The organism is Balneola vulgaris DSM 17893 (assembly GCF_000375465.1).
GTDB classification, from domain to species: Bacteria; Bacteroidota; Rhodothermia; order Balneolales; family Balneolaceae; genus Balneola; species Balneola vulgaris.
On the sequence record NZ_AQXH01000001.1, the window covers coordinates 1,253,960 to 1,274,808 of the forward strand.

Here is a 20,849-nt window from a genome sequence, read left to right on the forward strand (position 1 = left end):
GCAAATACTTTAAACTCGAATTCATTCAATAATTCGGGTTTAATTATGAAGTATTCACACATTCTCTGCACTCTCTTATTTTTTATTTTCGGAGCTATATCCACCGCTGCTCAAAATGAACGGTTTTTAGGCGATCCTGCAATATCCCCAGATGGGAAGACCATCGTATTTACCTACGAATCAGATTTATGGAAGTCGGATATTAATGGCGACAATGCTGTTCGTTTAACTGCCATGGACGGCAATGAGGGAACCCCTTCTATTTCTCCTGATGGAAAATGGTTGGCCTTTAGCTCTAATCAGTTTGGGAATAATGATGTTTACATCATGCCTATGCAGGGTGGCGAAATCCAACAGCTAACTTACCACCAAGCCAATGACATCGTAGAGTCGTGGGATTGGGACTCAAAGCATATTTACATAGCCTCCAATCGATATAATAGGGTTACAGGATTTAAAGTATCTATTGATGGAGGCACCCCTAAACGCATATTCAGCCATTATCATAATATGGCACACAATATCGCCGTGCATCCCAAAACTGGCGAAATCTTTTTCAATGAGACCTGGGAAAGTTGGAATTTTAAACACCGTAAGCGATATGTGGGATCATTCAATCCAGATATAAAATCATATAATCTCGAAACTCAGACTCTCACACAATACACTGATTACGAAGGAAAAGATTTTGGTGTAATCCTGTCACAATCAGGCGATACCTATTTCGTTTCAGATGAAGGAAACAAAGAGTACAACTTGTTCCAGTTGGTTGAAGGACAAAAGAAACGACTCACAAATTTTAATACCTCTATCTACAATCCTTCTATTAGTGCGGATGGAAGCACTATCGTTTTCGAAAAAGAGTATCAGTTATTTAAGTATGATGTGCGCTCGGGTAATACCACACCCATTCGACCTAGAGTTTTCAAAAATTACACCCTGGCAAAAACTCAAGATTTTGATGTTAAGGGCAATATCTCAGCGTTCGATGTCTCTCCTGATTCCAAAAAACTAGCATTTGTATCACGGGGTGAACTATTCATATCTGATATAAAAGGAAAATTTGTACGTCATTTATCAACAACACCTTCAGGAAGAGTACTTGAGGTAAAATGGTTAGCAGATAGCAAAACCGTTTTATTCAACCAAACTGTAAATGGCTACCAGAACTGGTTTACAATTGCTGCTGATGGTTCGAGTAATGCCAAACAACATAGCAATGACAGTCAGAACAACCGCCTTATAACTCTGAATCATGATCGGACGAAAGGGGTGTATTTAAGTGGGCGAAATGAGCTTCGTGTTATGGACCTCAAGTCATTTAAGAGTGAGCTTATAGTTGAAGATGAATTTTGGGGCTTCCAAAACGATGCCCCCTCCTTTTCTCCTGATGGTAATTATGTACTGTACTCGGCTAGGAGAAATTTCGAAACCGATGTTTTTGTCCATCATTTAGATTCAAAAAAGACCCTCAATCTCACCAATACTGGTGTTAGTGAAAGCGGACCTTATTGGGGACCAGAAGGCAAATACATCTATTTTGCGACAAACCGTGTTTCTCCCTCTTATCCACGAGGAAGTGGGGATGCCGACTTGTATAGAATGGCACTAGACCTCTATCAAGATCCATTTAAATCAACCTTATTCGATGAATTATTCAATGAATCTGAAGATGAAAAGGATCAAAAAGACGACAATTCAAATATTGAAATTACTATCAATGAGGAAGGATTACTAGATCGCATGGAGCGTGTTGGAGCTATATTTGGAAACCAATTTAGTCCCTTTGTTATTCAGGATGGTAACAAAACACACATCTTCTATGGCAGCAATCATGATGAAGGAAGTTCTTCCCTTTGGATAACAACCCTAGAGCCTTTTAATAATCCTAAAACTCAAAAAATTGACCCTCCTGTTTTTGGTGGAGGGCTTGTTGCCATCGATGGTAAAGTATTTGGGTTATCAAGAGGTAATATTATATCGATTAATCCTTCATCGGCAAAAGCAGACAAGATAGACTTAGAGTTTGAATTTACACGCTCCTTGGCGGATGAGTTCAATCAAATGTTTGATGAATTATGGGCTAATATTGAAGAGAATTTCTATGATAATGAGTTCCATGGCATCGACTGGAAAGCTATACGAAAGAGATATAAATCTTATTTACCCTTTGTTCAATCTAGAGCGGATTTGCGCCGTTTGAATAACGATATGCTTGGAGAGTTGAATAGCTCTCATATGGGTTTTAGCACATTTGGTGAAGAGGAAAACACCTATCATTCAACCTTCACCTTAGCCACTGGTATTATTTGGGACCAAGATAATCCTTATAAAGTAGCAGGCACGGTAAAAGGAAGCCCCGCATATATAAGCAAAACGCCCATCGTTCAAGGTGATATACTAACGGCTGTAAATGGAACACCAGTACACACAGATATCAATAGAGTATCTTATTTCAGCTCACCGAACAGAGCTGATGAACTGCTACTAAGTTTTAAATCTGGCAATGAGGAAAAGACTGTTAAAATTCATCCTACATCCTATAATAATATCAAAACGGGTTTATATGATGAATGGGTGGATGCAAACCAGCACCGGGTTGACACTCAATCAGACAAACGTATCGCGTATGTTCACATGAAAAATATGGGTGGCGGCTCGCTGGATGATTTCCTCATTGAAATGACTTCTGAAGCGTATTCAAGAGATGGACTCATCTTAGATTTAAGATATAACACGGGAGGTAATGTGCATGACGCTGTGTTACAGTTTCTATCACAGCGCCCTTACCTAAACTGGGCGTATAGAGATGGTGAATTAGCGCCGCAACCGAATTTTAGTCCTGCTAGTAAACCCATTGTGCTATTGATCAATGAGCAGTCGCTCAGTGATGCCGAAGTAACAACTGCCGGTTTTAAAGAACTAGGCTTAGGAACCGTGATTGGAAATGAAACATATCGTTGGATCATCTTTACTTCTGGCAAAGGATTAGTAGACGGTTCGTTCTATCGTTTACCGTCATGGGGAGTGTATTCTTTAACTGGTGAAAACCTTGAAATGACTGGTGTAAAGCCTGATATCGAAGCTGATAATACTTTTAAAGATCGATTATTAGGGCAAGACCCTCAGCTCGATTTAGCGATCGAACATGTGCTTAAAGAACTCAATAAGAATTAAATTTTAATGCTCGAAAAAATTAGGGTTGCACCTAAAAAAAATTACTCCTAACATTTGTGCAATGAAATTAACTGGCCAATATACCAACCAAGCTATGATGTGTATGATGTGTTGTAAGCACATATACACAAAGGGCTAAGGTATAACCAAAATCGTTTTAAAAGTCCTTTGGAGTGCATGATCTGAAGGACTTTTTTATTGGCTGTTAGTTTTATTCGTTCTTTAACATCGTGCATTCTCATCAAGAAAGGTGGAGGGATCAGGTCCTGTGAAGCCTTGGCAACCGTTCATTGCTATATGCAATGAAAAAGGTGCTACATCCTGCCGTGCCTAGTGCATGGAAAGATGAGTGCGAAGAGCTTGTATTTGTAATGCCTCTTTCGGACTCATCCCCGAAAGGGGCTTTTTTATTTCAACAAATAATCAAAAATCACAAATACAATGAGTTCTTTAAAATTCGAAACTTTACAACTACATGCAGGACAAGAAGTAGATCCAACAACTGGATCACGAGCTGTTCCCATCTACCAAACCACTTCTTACAATTTCAAAAACACCGAACATGCGGCCAACCTATTTGGACTGCGTGAATTCGGCAACATTTACACCCGTATCATGAACCCAACTACGGATGTATTTGAAAAGCGTATAGCTGCGCTTGAAGGAGGAGTTGCAGCTGTTGCCACTAGTTCAGGAGTAGCCGCCCAGTTTTTAGCCATCTCCACCTTAGCTCAGAAAGGCGATAACGTGGTCTCCACTCAATTTTTATATGGTGGAACGTACAACCAATTCAAAGTTGCGCTTCCTCGCTTAGGAATAGATGTTCGCTTTGCTGAAGAAGACACCATCGAGGCATTTGCTAAACTGATCGATGAAAACACAAAGGCACTTTATGTTGAATCGATTGGTAACCCACGCGGCAACGTGGCCGACTTTGAAGGTTTATCAAAGCTTGCTCAAAAGCATGGAATCGCTCTAATCGTCGACAACACCTTTGGGGCTGGTGGTGCTATCGTTCGTCCAATTGAACATGGTGCGAATATTGTAACTGCATCAGCTACAAAATGGATTGGCGGACATGGTACTTCAATTGGTGGCGTGATAGTTGACGGAGGTAACTTTAATTGGGGCAATGGAAATTACCCGCTCTTCAGTGAACCATCACCTGGATATCATGGGTTAAATTTCTGGGAAGTATTTGGCGACGAGGGACCTTTTGGTAACATCGCTTTCGCTATCCGTGCTCGTGTTGAAGGCTTACGTGACTTCGGAGCTGCACAATCTCCATTCAATAGCTTCTTACTACTACAAGGCTTAGAAACCCTGTCACTTCGTGTTGAAAGACATAACAGCAATGCCTTAAAACTTGCTGAGTGGTTAAACAATCATGAACAAGTTGAATGGGTAAACTTTACCGGCTTAGAATCTCATGACTACCATGACAGAGCAAAGTACTACTTCAAAAAAGACCACTTTGGATCTGTATTTACTTTCGGTGTTAAAGGAGGTTATGAAGCAGCGCGCACCTTTATCGAGAAGGTGGAATTGGCTAGTCACTTAGCAAATGTTGGTGACGCTAAAACCTTACTCATTCACCCTGCTTCTACTACGCATCAGCAACTAAATGAAATCGAGCAAAATGCATCGGGAGTAACGGGTGATTTAATTCGAGTATCGGTAGGAATCGAGCACATCGACGACATCATTGCTGATTTCGAGCACTCATTCAATGCCATTAAAACTGCTGTAGCCGTTTAGGAGGTTCCCAATGAGTTTAACCAATCCAACAACACTCAATTCTGCCCATCAAATAGGGCGGGCTGTAAGTAGTTTATCTAAAGCGATTCAAGAAGACGAGCGTAAGGCGCATACGGTATTCAAAACAAAATCTGAATTATCCGACGGGCTTCTTGCCAAAATCAGCTCTCGGCAGTTTGATTACTATTCAGACGAACCAAGCGTACTTGGCGGTAACGATAAAGCTCCCACTCCTACTGAATTATTGTTAGGAGCTTTATGTGCTTGCCAAGAAATAGTGGTTAAAGCCTACGCTGTTACTTTGAACATCCCCATCAATAAGATTGAAGTGGAAGCATCTGGAGAATTAGATCTAAGAGGGTTTTTAAATCTTCACAAAGACATTCGCCCAGGGTTCCATACCGTTCACTTTAGCACCACTATTGATACTACCGAAACAGATACTACCAAACTTGAAAAACTGAAAATACTCACTGAAGAACAGTGCCCGGTATTAGATGTTATTCAAAATCCTGTTTCTGTAAAGGGATCTATACAATTTCAAAATTCAACAAATTGACCTCTAAGTGGGCTGTGCAGGAATGTGCAGTCCACTTCTTATTCAATTACAAAAATTACTATGTCCGAACATTTTCATCAATCAACTGCACCGTTTAACACGGAAGCTGGATATACCTTCAGTAAGCTAGAGTTCGCTTATCACACTTGGGGTACATTAAATGCCTCAAGAGATAACGTGATATTGATATGCCATGCCCTTACAGGCAACTCTGATGCTAAAGATTGGTTCTACGGTCTATTCCATGAGGATAGCGTTATTGATTTAGACAAACACTTTGTGATTTGCATCAATCACCTCGGTAGTTGTTATGGCTCTACAGGACCAACATCCATAAACCCTGATACACAAAAAAAGTATAGAGCTGATTTCCCTCACATCACAATTCGTGACCTTGTCCGATTTCAACAGCGATTACTTGACCATTTAAACATTGAAGGGATTCAACTTGTTGTAGGAGGATCAATGGGAGGAATGGTGGCTCTTGAGTTAAGTTTATTGGATGATAGAGTACACGCTGCTATTCTCATGGCAATGGGAGCTGAACATCAACCTTGGGCAATCGGCATCAGTGAAGCACAACGGCTTGCCATACAAGCAGACAAAAATTGGGATAATGGTTTTTATGAAGATGATGCCCCTCCTGTAAACGGACTTAAAGCTGCCCGTGCGATGGCTATGATTACATACAGAGCTCCCGAAAACTATCAATCAAAGTTTGGTAGATCCATCAATGGTGAAAAAGATATCTATGAAGTCGAATCGTATTTGAGATATCAAGGCTCTAAGCTCGCAACACGATTTGATGCCAATGCTTATATCGTATTAAGCAAGTCTATGGATAGTCATGATATAAGTCGGGAACGTGAGAGCACCCCTTTACGAAATGTCCCCACCCTTGTATTAGGCTTTGATTCAGACATACTCTATCCCCCGAATGAACAGCAATTACTCGCTGATATACTCCCAAATGCTCAATATCAAAAAGTGTCATCACCCTATGGGCATGATGCTTTTCTGATCGAATTCGAGCAAATCAATACACACATTTCCAATTTTTTAAATCTACTTGAGTCCAATCATGAGTAATGTAGACCTCAAAACCCAAGCTATAGTTTCTAAACCCAAACATCCATCCAAACCAACCATCCATGTATTTATAGCAGGAGTTGGCGCCGTTGGAGGCACGCTCATTCAGCAAATCGAAGCGCTTGAGCATCCACGAATTCATGTCCACTTACTAGGATTATGTAATAGTAAAAAAGTGAGTTGGCTACCGGAATCTCTAGATATTGAATCCGAACTATCAAGTATAGCATCACCAACAAACTGGGAACATATCGTTGACGTTCTCATCTCCAAACAGCTTAACAATCTTGTATTTGTTGATGCTACAGGTAGTGAAGTAGTAGCCAAACAATATGCCAAGTTATTAGAGCACGGCATCCATATCGCTACCCCAAGTAAAAGAGCGAATACCTTTGATCAAGCATATTTTGAAACGCTATTTAGCCTGAATAAAGACAAAGTAGCTCATTATAAGTATGAAACCGCAGTGGGTGCAGGGCTCCCAGTCATCAATACGATTACTGATTTAATAGAAAGTGGTGATCGTGTAACTAGAATAAGTGGTGTAGTGTCGGGAACTATGACCTATATCTTTAATCAGTTACAGCAAGGGGTTCCGTTCAGTCAGGTTGTTTATAACGCAAAGAGTGAAGGATATAGTGAACCTGATCCAAGAGATGATTTATCCGGAGAAGATGTTGCACGAAAATTCTTAATTCTAGCGCGAACATGTGGCTATCAACTTGAAAGAAAAGACATCGCTGTTGAGACCCTCGTTCCAAAAGGATTGGACCAATTAGACTTGGATGATTTCTTTAAAGAATTAAAGCAGTTTGATACTCATTGGAAGAATCGAAATGCGAAAGCATTAGTGAACAACAAGCGACTTCGATATACTGGGGTGTTTGAGGAAGGAAAAATTCATGTGGGTATTGAAGAGGTTCAAGCTGATTCTCCCATTGGAGGTTTAAAGGGCACCGATAATCTAATTCAGATATTCACTCAACGTTATGCGCACTCCCCCATCGTGATACAAGGTCCTGGCGCTGGTAAAGAAGTCACTGCAGCAGGAGTGCTTTCAAACATCATAGAAATAGCACTTCAAATACTTAAATAATTAGCCTTCTAAAGGTTTTAAGTCTTGGAGTATGGTGGGTATTAACTCAGAAATAGTAGGGTGGATATGTACTGCCCTACTAATCACGGTGTAGGGTTTATCTGCATACATGACATCTAATAATGAATGGATGATCTCGTCCCCATTCACCCCAATAATTGTTGCACCCAGAATCTTCTCAGTGTCTTCATCAACTAATATTTTAATAAAGCCTTTGGTTTCACCTCGTTCTTTTGCGCGGGCTATTTTCGACATCTCTCTATATCCAACTAGCACATTTTTATCTGATGATCTCGCTTCTTGTTCATACATACCAATGTGGCTTAATGAGGGATCGGTGAATAAAGAATAGCAAAGTATTCGATCGCTTACTTTTCGAGAGTCATCATCAAATAAGTTTGCAACCACGATTTCATAATCGTTATAAGCCGTGTGGGTAAAAGCACCTTTTCCATTTACATCTCCTACCGCCCAAATATTATTCACAGAGGTTTTTAAGGTGTCATCTGTTTTAATAAATCCCTTCTCATCTGTCTCAATGGCTGTTAGCTCTAAGCCAAGATCATCGGTATTCGGTTTCCTACCTGTTGCCACCAATAAATGACTTCCTTCCAGTTCAGGAGGGCCATCATTACAGTCAACCTGCACTTTTACCCCACTTTCTGCATTCGAAGCACTGATGCATTTAGCATTCAATCGAAATTTGATTCCTTCCTCTTCTAGTATTTCTCTAATGCATTTTGAAGATGCGGGATCTTCCCTTCCTATAATCTCATCTCGCATTTCAATGATGGTAACTTCGCTCCCAAATCTTCTAAACATTTGTCCAAACTCTAAGCCGATGTAACTTCCCCCAACTATAATTAGGTGTTCTGGGACTTCATCCAGCTCCATGATTTCTTTATTCGTAAGGTAATCCGCACTTTGCACCCCTTCCGGAATAGATGCTCGCCCTCCAGTATTGATAAAAATCTTATCGGCTTCTAAGCTACGCTCACCAACTTGTATAACTTTATTTGATGTAAATCGAGCATGGCCTTCAATCACTTCTAAATTATTGGTTTCTGAAAGCCACTTTTTAAGCCCTTCCGAAGAATTCTTTACTAGCTCATCTTTGCGCTTTTTTATAGTTGAAAAGTTTATGGATACCTCGCCATCTATTTCTACTCCATATTCATTGGCCCTATTCACTTGATGGGCTACTCTAGCACTTGCTACCATGGCTTTTGTTGGAGTACAACCAGTGTTCACACAAGTACCACCAAATTTATCTTTTTCAATGATAGCTGTTTTCAATCCTTCTTTTGCACATCGTGCTGCAATAGTAGGTCCTGCCTGACCAGTGCCTATGATTATAGCATCAAACTTTTCCATGTATCTACTGCATTGATATTCTCAATTCAATTCATGTCTATATTATATAGTCTATTTCCCTATTTGGTCCTAGATATAATCTTTAGCCCATTATACTGTTCCATTGAATTGTTGCTAATTTGTTTTATCCTCCTGCAAATAAATGGGACTTGTATGAAAAACTTACTTCTTCTTCTCTGTATAATAGGTATTGCATCAACAGCTACAGCTCAACAACGTGCTGATGTTCGAACTTTTGGAATCACACCAGGTATTTTAACACCCGGGCCATTGAATTCAATCACGGATGTTCATGGCGTAAAAGTTGGGCATCATACTATACACGTAGGCACTCAAATACATACTGGGGTAACCATGATACTGCCTCATGATGGAAATATGTACCGTGAGCGAGTACCCGCTGCAGTTTATGTAGGAAATGGTTTTGGCAAAGCGGTAGGCTTTACTCAAATAGAAGAACTCGGTGAAATTGAAACACCTATTGGCCTTACCAATACCTTAAGTATTCACACGGTTGCCAATGCTATAACGGATTACATGTTACAGCTGTCAGGCAATCAGAATGTGCGATCGGTAAATCCAATTGTAGGCGAAACCAATGATGGTTACCTAAACGATATTCGTGGTCGTCATGTGAATTTTGACCATATATATAGTGCGATTGAAAATGCTAACACTGGTAAAGTAGCACAAGGCAATGTTGGTGCTGGGGCTGGCACTAGAGCTTTAGGTTTTAAAGGTGGAATTGGTTCGTCTTCACGAACGCTACCTCTAGAGTTGGGAGGATATACTGTTGGGGTACTGGTGCAATCCAACTTCGGGGGTGTACTTACTATTGATGGTGTTCCGGTTGGTGAAGAACTCAAGAACCATTACTTGTCGAATGTGGTGCCCTATGATGTAGATGGCTCAATAATGATTGTTGTAGCTACCGATGCTCCTCTAAATGCACGAAACCTAAAACGATTAGCACGACGAGCTTTTCTAGGTATTGCTAAAGTTGGGGGCTTCGCTAGTAATGGAAGTGGTGATTATGTAATTGCATTTTCAACACATGAAGGTGTGCGTATTCATTTAGACGACCGTTCGCCCGTAAAAGAGATTTCGAACTTAGATAACAAAGCGATGTCGCCCTTATTCTTAGCTACTGTTGAAGCAACCGAAGAAGCTATTCTAAACTCCCTTTTCCATGCCGAGGATATAGAAGGACATAACGGTGATCAAAAAGCATTACCTATCAATACAATTTTGGAGATCATGCAAAAGTATAACCACATCGATCGCTGATTTTAGCCATTCACCCATTTTCTCCCACAAAATCCTCCCACTTTCTACCCAATTTTAATTAAAGCACTCAAAACGGCATTTATAGCTCATTTTGAGTGCTTTCTCTATGTATATTGATGGGTTCAATGCATGCTTCATGTTAAATATTAAGATTCCTAAACAAAATTCTTGACACGATATGGAAGATTAGGGTACATTGTGGGGTGAAGTGGGAGATAGTGGGGACTACTCGCACATTCCAATTTTTAGCAATCTTAAATCTTCTGGTCGGGAACCGTGCCTAGCTTTAAAGGACAATACGAGCATAGTATAGACGATAAAGGTCGTGTAGCCTTCCCTGCCAAACTGCGTAAATCTCTCAGTCCCGACGCTCAAGAACGCTTCACAATCGTGCGCAGCCAATCCGATAAATGTCTCTATTTATACCCAGACGACCAGTGGGAATTAGTAGAAGAACGCTTATCTAAAGTAAATTCCTTTAGTAAAAAAGGGCGATTGGTAAAACGCCACTTCCTACGTTTTGCTGAAGACGTATCTCTCGACAAACAGAACAGAATTGCTGTCCCCTCTGATCATTTAGCATATTCTGAAATCTCTTCTAAAGTTGTGTTTGTTGGTATGGGCGACCATATAGAAGTTTGGGATCCTACCAAGCTTACCGAAGCTGACGAAAGTTTAGATCAGGACTTTGTCACCGACATTTTTGAGCAAGTATTGGGTGATGGTGACGTCACCGATTCCGGGGAGGTCTAAGATGTCAGAGTATATCGAACACATCCCGGTTATGTTGAATGAGTGCATGGATGCACTAATCACAGACAAAGACGCTATATATATAGACGCCACCTTAGGTGGTGGAGGGCATTCCAAAGAAATTTTAGCCCGTCTTAGTGATGAAGGCACGCTTTATTCTATCGATCAAGATGATGAAGCTATTGCCGCTGCTTCTAAACGCATTGGCCAAGATCCTCGGTTTAAGATTATAAAAGGCAATTTCGGTTACCTGACTACCATTCTACCTCCCCATGTACATGGTCAGGTAGCCGGAATCCTATTAGATCTTGGAGTTTCAACGCATCAAATTAAAGAAGCTGAACGTGGATTCAGTTTTCAAGAAGATGGTCCACTTGATATGCGAATGGGTAACCTATCGGGAATATCAGCTTACCAAGTGGTTAATGAATATGAGTACGAACGCCTACGAGATGTAATCTTCCATTATGGAGAAGAACGTGGCAGCCGTCAAATTGCGAAAGCGATTATTGAAAACCGACCTATTGAAACAACGGGTGAGCTTGCTGCGATCATCAAAGAGATTGTACCTCCAAAGTTTGCTGTAAAGTCGTTAGCGCGAGTATTCCAAGGCATTCGCATTGAGGTAAACAGAGAGCTTGATGTACTTAAAGATGTACTCAGTCAATCGCTAGAAGTACTGAAGCCTGGTGGGCGTATCGTTGTGATGTCGTACCACTCGCTTGAAGACCGCATTGTTAAGAAGTTTTTTAAAGCCGGTAACTTTGAGGGCGAACAAGAGAAAGATTTTTACGGAAACGTTATTTCCCCGATTAAGCCTGTAAACAGACAGGTTATAACCCCATCGCCTGATGAGGTTGCTAAAAACTCGGCAGCTCGTAGCGCTAAACTACGCATCGCCGAAAAAGTTGAAGGAGAACAGTCATGATCGTGCAATCCCCACTTAAAAAGCGCGAAGCTCGACCTAACCTCCGCCGAGTTCCTCTTCCCGACCTCGACTCCCCCAATCCATCATCGAATGGTAAGCGAAAGTCGGCCCAAAGAGTGAACAGAACCATGACACGCCGACTTCAAGACATCAAGCCTTGGAAAGTGATTTTAGGCACGGTCATACTTGGCGCCTTTGGTTTCTTATACCTTACCCATGTATTTGCAACGCAAAGACTATTGGAAGAGGTACAGCAACTCGAGAGCCAGTACAACATCATTCGCAGCCAACATGATGCGCTTCAATTACAATATGATCGCATGGTTGGTCCTGCCGACATCTATAACAAAGCTGAAGCTGCCGGATTTATAAACGGTGGCCCTGCTGATAAAGTGATAGTGATTAAGGAGTGATGCAAGATAGTAACCCCATATTAGGTCGTATGTTCTTGGTGTTTGGGCTGATGATGCTCATACCCTGTGTTCTTGCGTTCCAATTAGTTCGGATTAATTATCTGGAAGGGGAAGAACTGCGCCAACTATGGAGCCAGCAGGCTATCGATTCTATTCCAATCCCTGCCCAACGTGGCAATGTTTACGATCGCAATGGAACTTTACTTGCCACTAATATGGCGAATTATACCATTGCACTCGATCCTAAAGTGAAAGACAGCAAAGGAAATTACGCCGTTACTCAAGCTCATATTGATGAGTTGGCTCAGACCTTAGCTAAAGAAACCAATACTCCTGCTTCCCATTACAAAAACCGTATAGCATCAGCATCGCCTCGATCTCGATATATCGTTTTAGGGAAAGACTTATCCCCTATTGTAAAGAATGCGGTTCAATCATTAGGTATCAAAGGTGTAATTATTGAAGAGAGCTTTAAACGAAAGTATACCTTTGGTTCTTTAGCGGCTCATGTACTTGGCTTTGTGAACCACAACATGACTGGACGAACAGGTCTTGAAGCCTACTATGATGAAGAATTGAAAGGCAAAGATGGTGTTCAGCAAGTTCGCAGAGACCCTCGCAATAGAATCTCAGCATATGTTGGTGCCCCTAAAAAACTCCCTGAGAACGGACATTCAATCTACACTACTATCGATTCTTACATTCAGGCCATCCTGGAAGATGAACTCAAAAAAGGGGTCGACAAGACTTTAGCTGATTATGGTACTGGGATTATCATGGATCCTAAAACGGGTGCAATTAAAGCCATGGCGAACTACCCGACCTATGACCCAAACAACCCCGGAGCTAGTGAAGACGAAAATCGTCGAAATTTTGCGATCTCGGATATGATTGAACCCGGATCTACCTTTAAGCTTGTTACTGCTATAGCTGCAGTGGAACAGAATGTTATCTCTTTTGATGAAGTATTCGAAACACCTGATGATGGCGTAGTTGAGATTCATGGGCTCAAATTGAGAGATCACGATCCACTCGGGGATATGACCTTCCAAGAAGTGATTCAAAAATCCTCCAATATTGCTACGGCTGAAATCGCAATGCGACTTCAGCCTAAAGTATTTTATCAGTATGCGCGTAATCTTGGATTCGGCTCAGAAACCAATATTGATATCACAGGTGAAGTAGCCGGCGTATTAAACAAACCCTACGAATGGAGTTTAGTAAGTCTTCCATGGATGTCGCATGGTTATGAGCTATTAGCCACTCCTATTCAAGTGGCTCAAGCTTATTCAGCCTTTGCAAACGAGGGCAGTTTGATGAGACCTTATCTTGTAGAGCGTATTGAGAGCCAACATGGCGAAACGATTTTTAAAGCTGAACCAGAGCAAATCCGAAGAGTTGCCGATCGTGAGACTATTCAAAAGTTAATGCCTGTTTTCGAAAGCGTTGTAACCGACTCTGGTACGGGTGAATACGCTCAGATTGAAGGACTTCGAATTGCTGGTAAAACAGGAACTGCAAAGAAAGTTTATCAAGGTCGTTACTCTAATAAATACTTAGCATCTTTTGTTGGCTTCTTCCCAGCTGAAGATCCAAAATATGTGTGCCTTATCTTCTTAAACGAGCCAAAAACGAGTGGTTATGGCGGTTTTACAGCGGGACCTATTTTCCGTGAAACAGCTAAACGTATTGCTGCTTTAGACGGTGACATCCAAAAATCTATGAAGCCAGAGGACGAGCTTCCAAACATCCCTAAAGCTCCATTATTAGTTGGAAATACAAAAACAGCCAGCCAAGTAATTTTAGATGAATTGAACATTCCATACTCCATTAAAGGAGACGATGGGTATGTAATTGCACAAAACATTGATGCAGGAACACCATTAGAAGGTGACCAAGAAATTATTCTCACATTATCGGAAACCAAAATGGTTGCTGATAGTTCGAATTTAGACAAAGGGTTAATAGAAATACCAGATTTACGCGGTATGAGCATGAGAAGCGCAAGTACCCTTCTCGCTGATCTAGGTTTAGAGACTAAAATTATCCGTTCAGGTACCATTTATTCGCAATTCCCACTAGCTGGGCAATTCATGCGCAAAGGTAGCTCTGTTACTCTTCGAGGAAAAGCAAAGACATTAGAACTAATCACCCAGAAGGAAGAATAGTTGACCATTCAAGAACTCATAGAATTCATTAACCCACTTGATACCTCTAAGTATCAATCTGATACCGTGGTGGGACCTCTTGTTCAAGATTCAAGACAGGTTACAGATGGGTCTGTATTTATTGCAATTCGTGGGCATGAAGTTGATGGGCATGCTTTTATGGAAGATGCCATCTACCGTGGGGCCAAAGTAGTTATCTGTGAAGAGTCGTTTTATAGCGACGAAGATGTGTGCATAATTGAAGTGGAAAATACACGCAGTTTAATAGGTCCACTTGCACATAAGATGGCCGGCAACCCTGCCAATCAGTTGAAAGTAGTTGGTATTACGGGCACAAATGGTAAAACCACTACGGCTACTCTGGTATATCAAATTCTTATGGAATGTGGTTACAAAGCCTCATTGTTGGGCACTGTAGCTAAAAAGATTTTAGATGAAACCATTGATAGCAAACTCACTACTTCCGATCCAATTGAATTGGCTTCAGATATGAGAGCTATGGTGGATGCAGGATCTCAATACTTAGTTATGGAAGTATCTTCGCATGCGCTTCATCAAGAACGAGTGAATGGCTTTAGCTTCGATATTGGTGTATTCACAAATTTATCTCAAGATCATTTAGACTACCACAATAATATCGAAGAGTATGCAGCAGCAAAAAAGCTACTGTTTGATCGTTTACCTGCAGATGGTACAGCTATAGTTAATGTAGATGATGCCTATGGCAAGAGAATGATTGCTCAATGTGATGCACAACTCATCAAATTCAGTTTTGAAGAGGAAGGAAATGCCATTTTATCAAATACTGCAGAAGGGCTACAACTTAAAGTACATGGCCAAGAACTCTCTTCTTCACTATCGGGTAACTTTAATGCCTATAACATAGCACAAGCTTATTTGGTGTGTGAAGCCTTAAGTCTTGACTCCGCTGTTATCGCAGATGCCCTTACTAAGGTTGATGGTGCTCCAGGTAGAATGGAAAATGTGACGCTAGAAAGTGGTAAGGATAAATTACCTACTGTAATTGTGGATTATGCCCACACGCCTGACGCACTAGAAAATGTACTTACTACATTAAAATCACTGAAAGAAGGTACTGATCAGAAATTAATCTGTGTATTTGGTGCTGGTGGTGATCGTGATACCAGTAAACGACCAAAAATGGCGCAAGCGGCTGAACAGTTCGCAGATCTAGTAATTGTAACTAGTGATAACCCTCGAACTGAGAACCCAGACGTCATAATCGCCGATATCCTTCAGGGTTTTGAGTCTACTGAAAATGTAAGCAGTATCACGTCGCGTGATGAAGCCATCAAATATGCCATTCAAACTGCTAATGCCTCTGATATAATATTGATAGCAGGCAAGGGACATGAAAACTACCAAGAAATTAACGGTGAACGTCATCATTTTGATGACCGTGAAGTAGCACGTGAAGCCTTAACAGCTAAACTTGGAGGGCTCAACTAATGCTATACGAACTCTTCAAATGGCTTGATGCCTCCATTGAATTCCCGGGTGCTGGTGCGGTTGCCTATATCTCAACGCGTACGGGTTTAGCAGCGGTTACATCACTTATTATCAGTTTAATCATTGGCCGACGAATCATTGCATGGTTAAGTAACATGCAGTTAAAAGAAGTTATTCGCGATGATGTTGGTTTAGATCATCATAAAGTTAAGGCAGGAACTCCATCTATGGGTGGGGTTATCATACTCCTCGCTATCCTCATTCCTTCTATTCTTTTTATGAAGATGGATAGTATATACGCTTGGTTAGTAGTATTTGTGTTAGCCGCGCTTGGTACAGTTGGCTTTATTGATGATTACATCAAGGTTGTTAAGAAAGACAAGAGTGGACTTGCAGGTCGATTTAAGATTGTTGGACAGGTTGTTGTAGGGGTTGTGGTTGGATCAGTATTGTACTTCCACCCCGACTTTGCCGATGTAAATACACTATCAACTGTTCCATTCCTGAAGAATGTAAACATCGACTACGCAATCTTCGGTGAAGAACTAGGCTGGTTAATTTACATCCCCGTGGCCGTTTTTGTGATTACAGCTGTAAGTAACGCCACCAATTTAACTGATGGTTTGGATGGTTTAGCATCAGGTGTTTCCGCCATTTGTGGGTTTGTATTCGCCATCTTCGCTTATGTATCTGGCCGAACTGATTTATCGACTTACTTAGACATTATGTACTTACCGGGCGCCGGTGAGTTAACCATTTTCTGTGCGGCTTTAATTGGTGCGTGCATGGGCTTCTTGTGGTATAACTCCAATCCTGCATCCGTATTTATGGGAGATACAGGTAGCCTTGCTTTAGGAGGTGCCTTTGGCGCACTCGCATTGATGCTTCACAAAGAACTTTTATTACCGTTTGTATGCGGAGTATTCTTCTTCGAAACACTTTCAGTAATCATACAAACAACCTACTTCAAGTACACAAAAAGGAAATATGGCGTAGGCAAACGAGTCTTTTTAATGACTCCAATCCACCATCATTACGAAAAGAAGGGTTGGTCTGAACAAAAGATCGTAGTTCGCTTTTGGATTATTACAGTGATGCTTGGAATCATAAGTCTATTAACTCTGAAAATTAGATAATGACGGTTAAGGATAAACATATCGTTGTTATAGGTGCCGCTAGAAGTGGTATAGCCGCTGCTCTATTGCTAAAAAGGCAAGGAGCTAGTGTGTTTGTATCCGACTTTGGAGGGATCAAAGAAGAGTTCAAGAATGAGCTACAAGCAAAGCACATTTCATTTGAGGAACATGGTCATACCGAGAAGGCTTCAGAAGGCGAGTTTATGGTATTGAGCCCAGGCGTTCCAACCGAAGCGCCTATCGTTCAGTCTTACTTGAATGAAGGCAAAAAAGTGTATTCAGAAATTGAAGTGGCCAGTTGGTTTACAAACGACCGTGTAGTTGCTATTACAGGAAGTAATGGCAAAACAACGGTTACAAACTGGATTGGACATACTTGGAAGCAAACGACTAAGAATTTTACTGTAGGTGGTAACATCGGAACGGCCTTTTCGGAAGTTGCAGATCAAGTAATGGATAACCGAGATGTGATTTTAGAAATCAGCAGTTTTCAATTAGACCATATACACTCATTCCACCCAAATATCAGTGTGATACTCAATATTACACCAGATCACTTAGATCGATATGGGAATGATTTCGATTCCTATGCCGCTGCCAAATTCAGAATAACAGAATATCAAAATACGGATGACTGGTTCATTTTTAATTACGATGACCCAACCATCAAAGCGTTTGTGGAGAAACTGCAAGATTCGAACAAGCATCCAAAGTTATGGAGCTTTTCAAATCAGCAAGAAGTGCCTGAAGGCGCCTTTGTTCGCAATAACGATATCATCTTCAAATTCAATAACAAGGAAGAAACACTCATGCCGGTTAATGAAGTAGGATTAAATGGAAGACACAATCTCAATAATGGCTTAGCCACTGCCCTAGCAGCACGTGCGGCTGAAATTAAAAATGATGCGATTCGTGAAAGCCTTCGCTCATTTATGGGTGTGGAGCATCGTTTAGAAAACGTACGTGTTTTAGATGGTGTGAAGTACATAAATGATAGCAAAGCCACTAATGTAAATGCTGTTTGGTTTGCCCTTGATAGCATCCATGTGCCCATGACGTTAATTATTGGTGGGCGCGACAAAGGCAACGACTACACTGAGATTGTAGACCTCATTAAAGAAAAGGTTCACACTATTATAGCTATTGGTGAATCCCAAAATCGCATTGAAGAGCAACTAGGCCAAGCAGCACCCATTTTCAAGAAAGCCAACGATATGGCCGAAGCCGTGCGAATGGCTCGAAAAGGAGCTAAAAAAGGCGAAGTAGTGCTTTTAAGTCCCGCGTGTTCATCCTTCGATATGTTTGATGATTACGAACACCGAGGTCGAGTTTTTAAAGACGAAGTACATAAGCTTTAATGATATACACGAGTCCGCATAGCAACCTTTCGAATATCTTAGGCACCAGCCCTGAAGATATCGATACCCGTACGCAAGGCAGCGACCGCTATCTTTTGATGGCTATTGTTGCGCTGATGATGTTCGGGGTGCTAGCGGTGTACTCATCCATTGCTTACTTCGCAGAATCAAAATCAACAACTGCATTTTCACTTGTTACAGAACACCTCTTCAAACTTGGTGTTTCCTTTATAGTGATGTTGATCGCTTCAAAAATAAACTATCACACCTTAGCTAAATTTAGTCGCTTAGGCATGGTTGTTAGCTGGGTGCTACTAATTGCTGTGCTACTATTCGGGGTGGAACAATTTGGAGCCAAAAGATGGTTGAATATCGGCGGGTTTACCTTCCAGCCATCCACTTTAGCAACGGTAGCTCTGCTTGTTCATATCTGTGTACTGTTATCAGAAAAGCAGGACTATATCAAAGATTTTGGGAAGAGCTTCCTCCCTATCATGTTTTGGATTGGTGTTACATGCGCACTAATTGGCGTACAAGATTTTAGTAGTGCAGGTTTACTATTTGGTATCTGCATGATTGTGATGTTCATCGGACGAGTGAATGTTATGCATTTAAGCACTCTTGTGATTATGGGTGTACTTGGTGCGGTGGTATTGCTCGGGCTTTCAGAAAATCGCCAAAATCGTATCGATGAATACGTTCGACAAATTAAAGACATTGAAAGCGCTGAAATTCTTCAAGGAGCAGGCTACCAAGCACAGCAAGCGCATATCGCTATAGCTCGAGGAGAACTTCTAGGAGTTGGGATTGGCAAGAGTACACAACGAGATTTCCTACCAGCTCCATATAATGATTTCATTTTTGCCATCATTGCTGAAGAATATGGCCTTTTAGGCGCCATGAGTTTAATACTGTTGTTCACCCTCATTTTATTCAGAGGTATAGCCATTATTGCTAAACGCGCTGAAGACACATTGGGATCGTTATTGGCCGTGGGTTGTACCCTCACATTAGTTTTATACGGTTATGTGAATGCAGGTGTAGCTAGTGGCTTATTGCCTGTAACCGGTTTACCCATGCCTTTTGTGAGCTATGGTGGAACCAATATGCTATTTGCAGGACTGATGGTCGGCATTTTGTTAAATATTTCGAAACACTATCAAGGACGGAGGGAAATTTATTATGGATAAGCCCCGCGTATTGATAGCAGCAGGTGGAACTGGCGGACATGTATACCCCGCCATCGCCATTGCCGATGCATTGAAAGCAGAAAACCCTGATACTGAGATTCTCTTTGTTGGTACCAAAAATCACATGGAATGGAAAGCCGTACCAAAGGCTGGATATGCTATCAAGAATGTTTGGATTAGTGGATTCCATCGCCGTTTAACAGCAAAGAATCTGTTATTCCCGCTAAAATTGGTAACCAGTATCCTACAAAGTTTTGGAATTATAAGCCGCTTCAAACCACAAGTTATGGTTTCGTGTGGTGGATATGTTGCAGGGCCTGCAGGTTGGGTAGCAGCTCAAAGAAGGGTATCTGTAGTGATTCAAGAGCAGAATAGTTTTCCAGGGGTTACCAATAGAATGTTAGCTAAATATGCCTCTAAGGTGTATACCGCATTTTCGGATGCTGCAAAGTATTTCCCAGGTGCGAATATCGTGGAGTCTGGAAACCCAACGCGTAACACACTGGTAACAGCCGACAGACAGGTAGGCTTAGAAGCTTTTGATTTTGAGTCAACCAAACCTGTACTCATGGTTATGGGTGGCAGTGGTGGTGCCAAGACTATCAACGAAGCTGTAAAAGAAAATTTAGAAGAGCTAAAAGATATCCAAGTGATATGGCAGTGTGGTAGCCGATATATCGATAGCTTGCTGGACGAAGTGGATCTAGAGAAATATTCCAATGTTCGCCTCACCGCTTTTATCGACAATATGCCTGAGGCCTATGCAGCTAGTGATTTAGTTGTGAGCCGTGCTGGAGCCAGCTCCTGTTCAGAGTTGATGATTACAGGCAAACCAAGTGTGTTAATCCCGTCTCCAAATGTTGCTGGAGATCACCAAACAATGAATGCCAAATCGATGGTAGATGCAGGAGCTTCTGAACTCATACTTGATAGAGAGGCAAAAGCTGCTTTACCCAACCTGGTAAATGATTTACTCAGAAACCAAGAACGATTAAGAGCTATGAATAAAGCTGCATTATCGCTTGCTAAGCCAAATGCCGCTGAACTCATTGCTAAAGATATTTTAGAACTAGCCAAAACCTCGCGTAACTGA

At 41.3% G+C, this 20,849-nt stretch carries 16 protein-coding genes and 1 riboswitch; of the genes, 15 read left to right on the plus strand and 1 reads right to left on the minus strand.

Features of this window, described 5'->3' with window-relative positions:
• Positions 1-45: 45 nt before the first annotated feature.
• From B155_RS0105415 to B155_RS13020, 5 genes are all read left to right on the plus strand, one after another.
• A complete protein-coding gene (locus B155_RS0105415) occupies positions 46-3,177 on the plus strand; it encodes a S41 family peptidase (RefSeq protein WP_018127231.1) in 3,132 nt (1,043 codons plus the stop codon).
• Between the two features lie 235 nt (positions 3,178-3,412).
• A riboswitch (SAM riboswitch) is annotated at positions 3,413-3,529 on the plus strand.
• Between the two features lie 89 nt (positions 3,530-3,618).
• Entirely contained in the window at positions 3,619-4,935 is a 1,317-nt protein-coding gene (locus tag B155_RS0105420) for an O-acetylhomoserine aminocarboxypropyltransferase/cysteine synthase family protein (RefSeq protein ID WP_018127232.1), read from the plus strand.
• A gap of 10 nt (positions 4,936-4,945) precedes the next feature.
• Entirely contained in the window at positions 4,946-5,494 is a 549-nt protein-coding gene (locus B155_RS0105425) for an OsmC family protein (protein WP_018127233.1), read from the plus strand.
• A gap of 60 nt (positions 5,495-5,554) precedes the next feature.
• Positions 5,555-6,583 (plus strand): homoserine O-acetyltransferase MetX, encoded by a 1,029-nt coding sequence (gene metX / locus B155_RS0105430; protein WP_018127234.1) that lies wholly within the window; start codon positions 5,555-5,557, stop codon positions 6,581-6,583.
• The gene (locus B155_RS13020) at positions 6,576-7,679 is read left to right on the plus strand and encodes a homoserine dehydrogenase family protein (protein WP_018127235.1); all 1,104 of its coding nucleotides are present in this window, start codon (positions 6,576-6,578) and stop codon (positions 7,677-7,679) included. Before metX ends, B155_RS13020 begins: the two co-directional genes overlap by 8 nt.
• Here the strand turns inward: B155_RS13020 and B155_RS0105440 are convergent, their stop codons facing one another.
• Complete coding sequence (locus B155_RS0105440; RefSeq protein ID WP_018127236.1) at positions 7,680-9,053, minus strand: FAD-containing oxidoreductase; 1,374 nt, start codon at positions 9,051-9,053, stop codon at positions 7,680-7,682.
• Between the two features lie 153 nt (positions 9,054-9,206).
• Here B155_RS0105440 and B155_RS0105445 point away from each other — a divergent pair, with 153 nt between their 5' ends.
• From B155_RS0105445 to murG, 10 genes are all read left to right on the plus strand, one after another.
• Complete coding sequence (locus tag B155_RS0105445) at positions 9,207-10,340, plus strand: DmpA family aminopeptidase (protein WP_018127237.1); 1,134 nt, start codon at positions 9,207-9,209, stop codon at positions 10,338-10,340.
• A 276-nt stretch (positions 10,341-10,616) separates the two neighbouring features.
• Entirely contained in the window at positions 10,617-11,093 is a 477-nt protein-coding gene (mraZ, locus tag B155_RS0105450) for a division/cell wall cluster transcriptional repressor MraZ (RefSeq protein ID WP_018127238.1), read from the plus strand.
• A 1-nt stretch (position 11,094) separates the two neighbouring features.
• Positions 11,095-12,021 (plus strand): 16S rRNA (cytosine(1402)-N(4))-methyltransferase RsmH, encoded by a 927-nt coding sequence (rsmH, locus tag B155_RS0105455; protein WP_026167218.1) that lies wholly within the window; start codon positions 11,095-11,097, stop codon positions 12,019-12,021.
• Positions 12,018-12,434, plus strand: a complete 417-nt coding sequence (locus B155_RS0105460) for a hypothetical protein (protein ID WP_018127240.1) — start codon at positions 12,018-12,020, stop codon at positions 12,432-12,434. The genes rsmH and B155_RS0105460 overlap by 4 nt, the downstream gene beginning before the upstream one ends.
• Positions 12,434-14,602 (plus strand): peptidoglycan D,D-transpeptidase FtsI family protein, encoded by a 2,169-nt coding sequence (locus B155_RS0105465; protein ID WP_018127241.1) that lies wholly within the window; start codon positions 12,434-12,436, stop codon positions 14,600-14,602. Before B155_RS0105460 ends, B155_RS0105465 begins: the two co-directional genes overlap by 1 nt.
• Positions 14,603-16,072 (plus strand): UDP-N-acetylmuramoyl-L-alanyl-D-glutamate--2,6-diaminopimelate ligase, encoded by a 1,470-nt coding sequence (locus B155_RS0105470; RefSeq protein ID WP_018127242.1) that lies wholly within the window; start codon positions 14,603-14,605, stop codon positions 16,070-16,072.
• Positions 16,072-17,208, plus strand: a complete 1,137-nt coding sequence (gene mraY / locus B155_RS0105475) for a phospho-N-acetylmuramoyl-pentapeptide-transferase (RefSeq protein ID WP_018127243.1) — start codon at positions 16,072-16,074, stop codon at positions 17,206-17,208. Before B155_RS0105470 ends, mraY begins: the two co-directional genes overlap by 1 nt.
• The gene (gene murD, locus B155_RS0105480; protein WP_018127244.1) at positions 17,208-18,566 is read left to right on the plus strand and encodes a UDP-N-acetylmuramoyl-L-alanine--D-glutamate ligase; all 1,359 of its coding nucleotides are present in this window, start codon (positions 17,208-17,210) and stop codon (positions 18,564-18,566) included. Before mraY ends, murD begins: the two co-directional genes overlap by 1 nt.
• Positions 18,566-19,756: an FtsW/RodA/SpoVE family cell cycle protein gene (locus B155_RS0105485; RefSeq protein ID WP_018127245.1), complete on the plus strand. Its 1,191-nt coding sequence runs from the start codon at positions 18,566-18,568 to the stop codon at positions 19,754-19,756. The genes murD and B155_RS0105485 overlap by 1 nt, the downstream gene beginning before the upstream one ends.
• A complete protein-coding gene (murG, locus tag B155_RS0105490) occupies positions 19,749-20,849 on the plus strand; it encodes an undecaprenyldiphospho-muramoylpentapeptide beta-N-acetylglucosaminyltransferase (protein ID WP_018127246.1) in 1,101 nt (366 codons plus the stop codon). Before B155_RS0105485 ends, murG begins: the two co-directional genes overlap by 8 nt.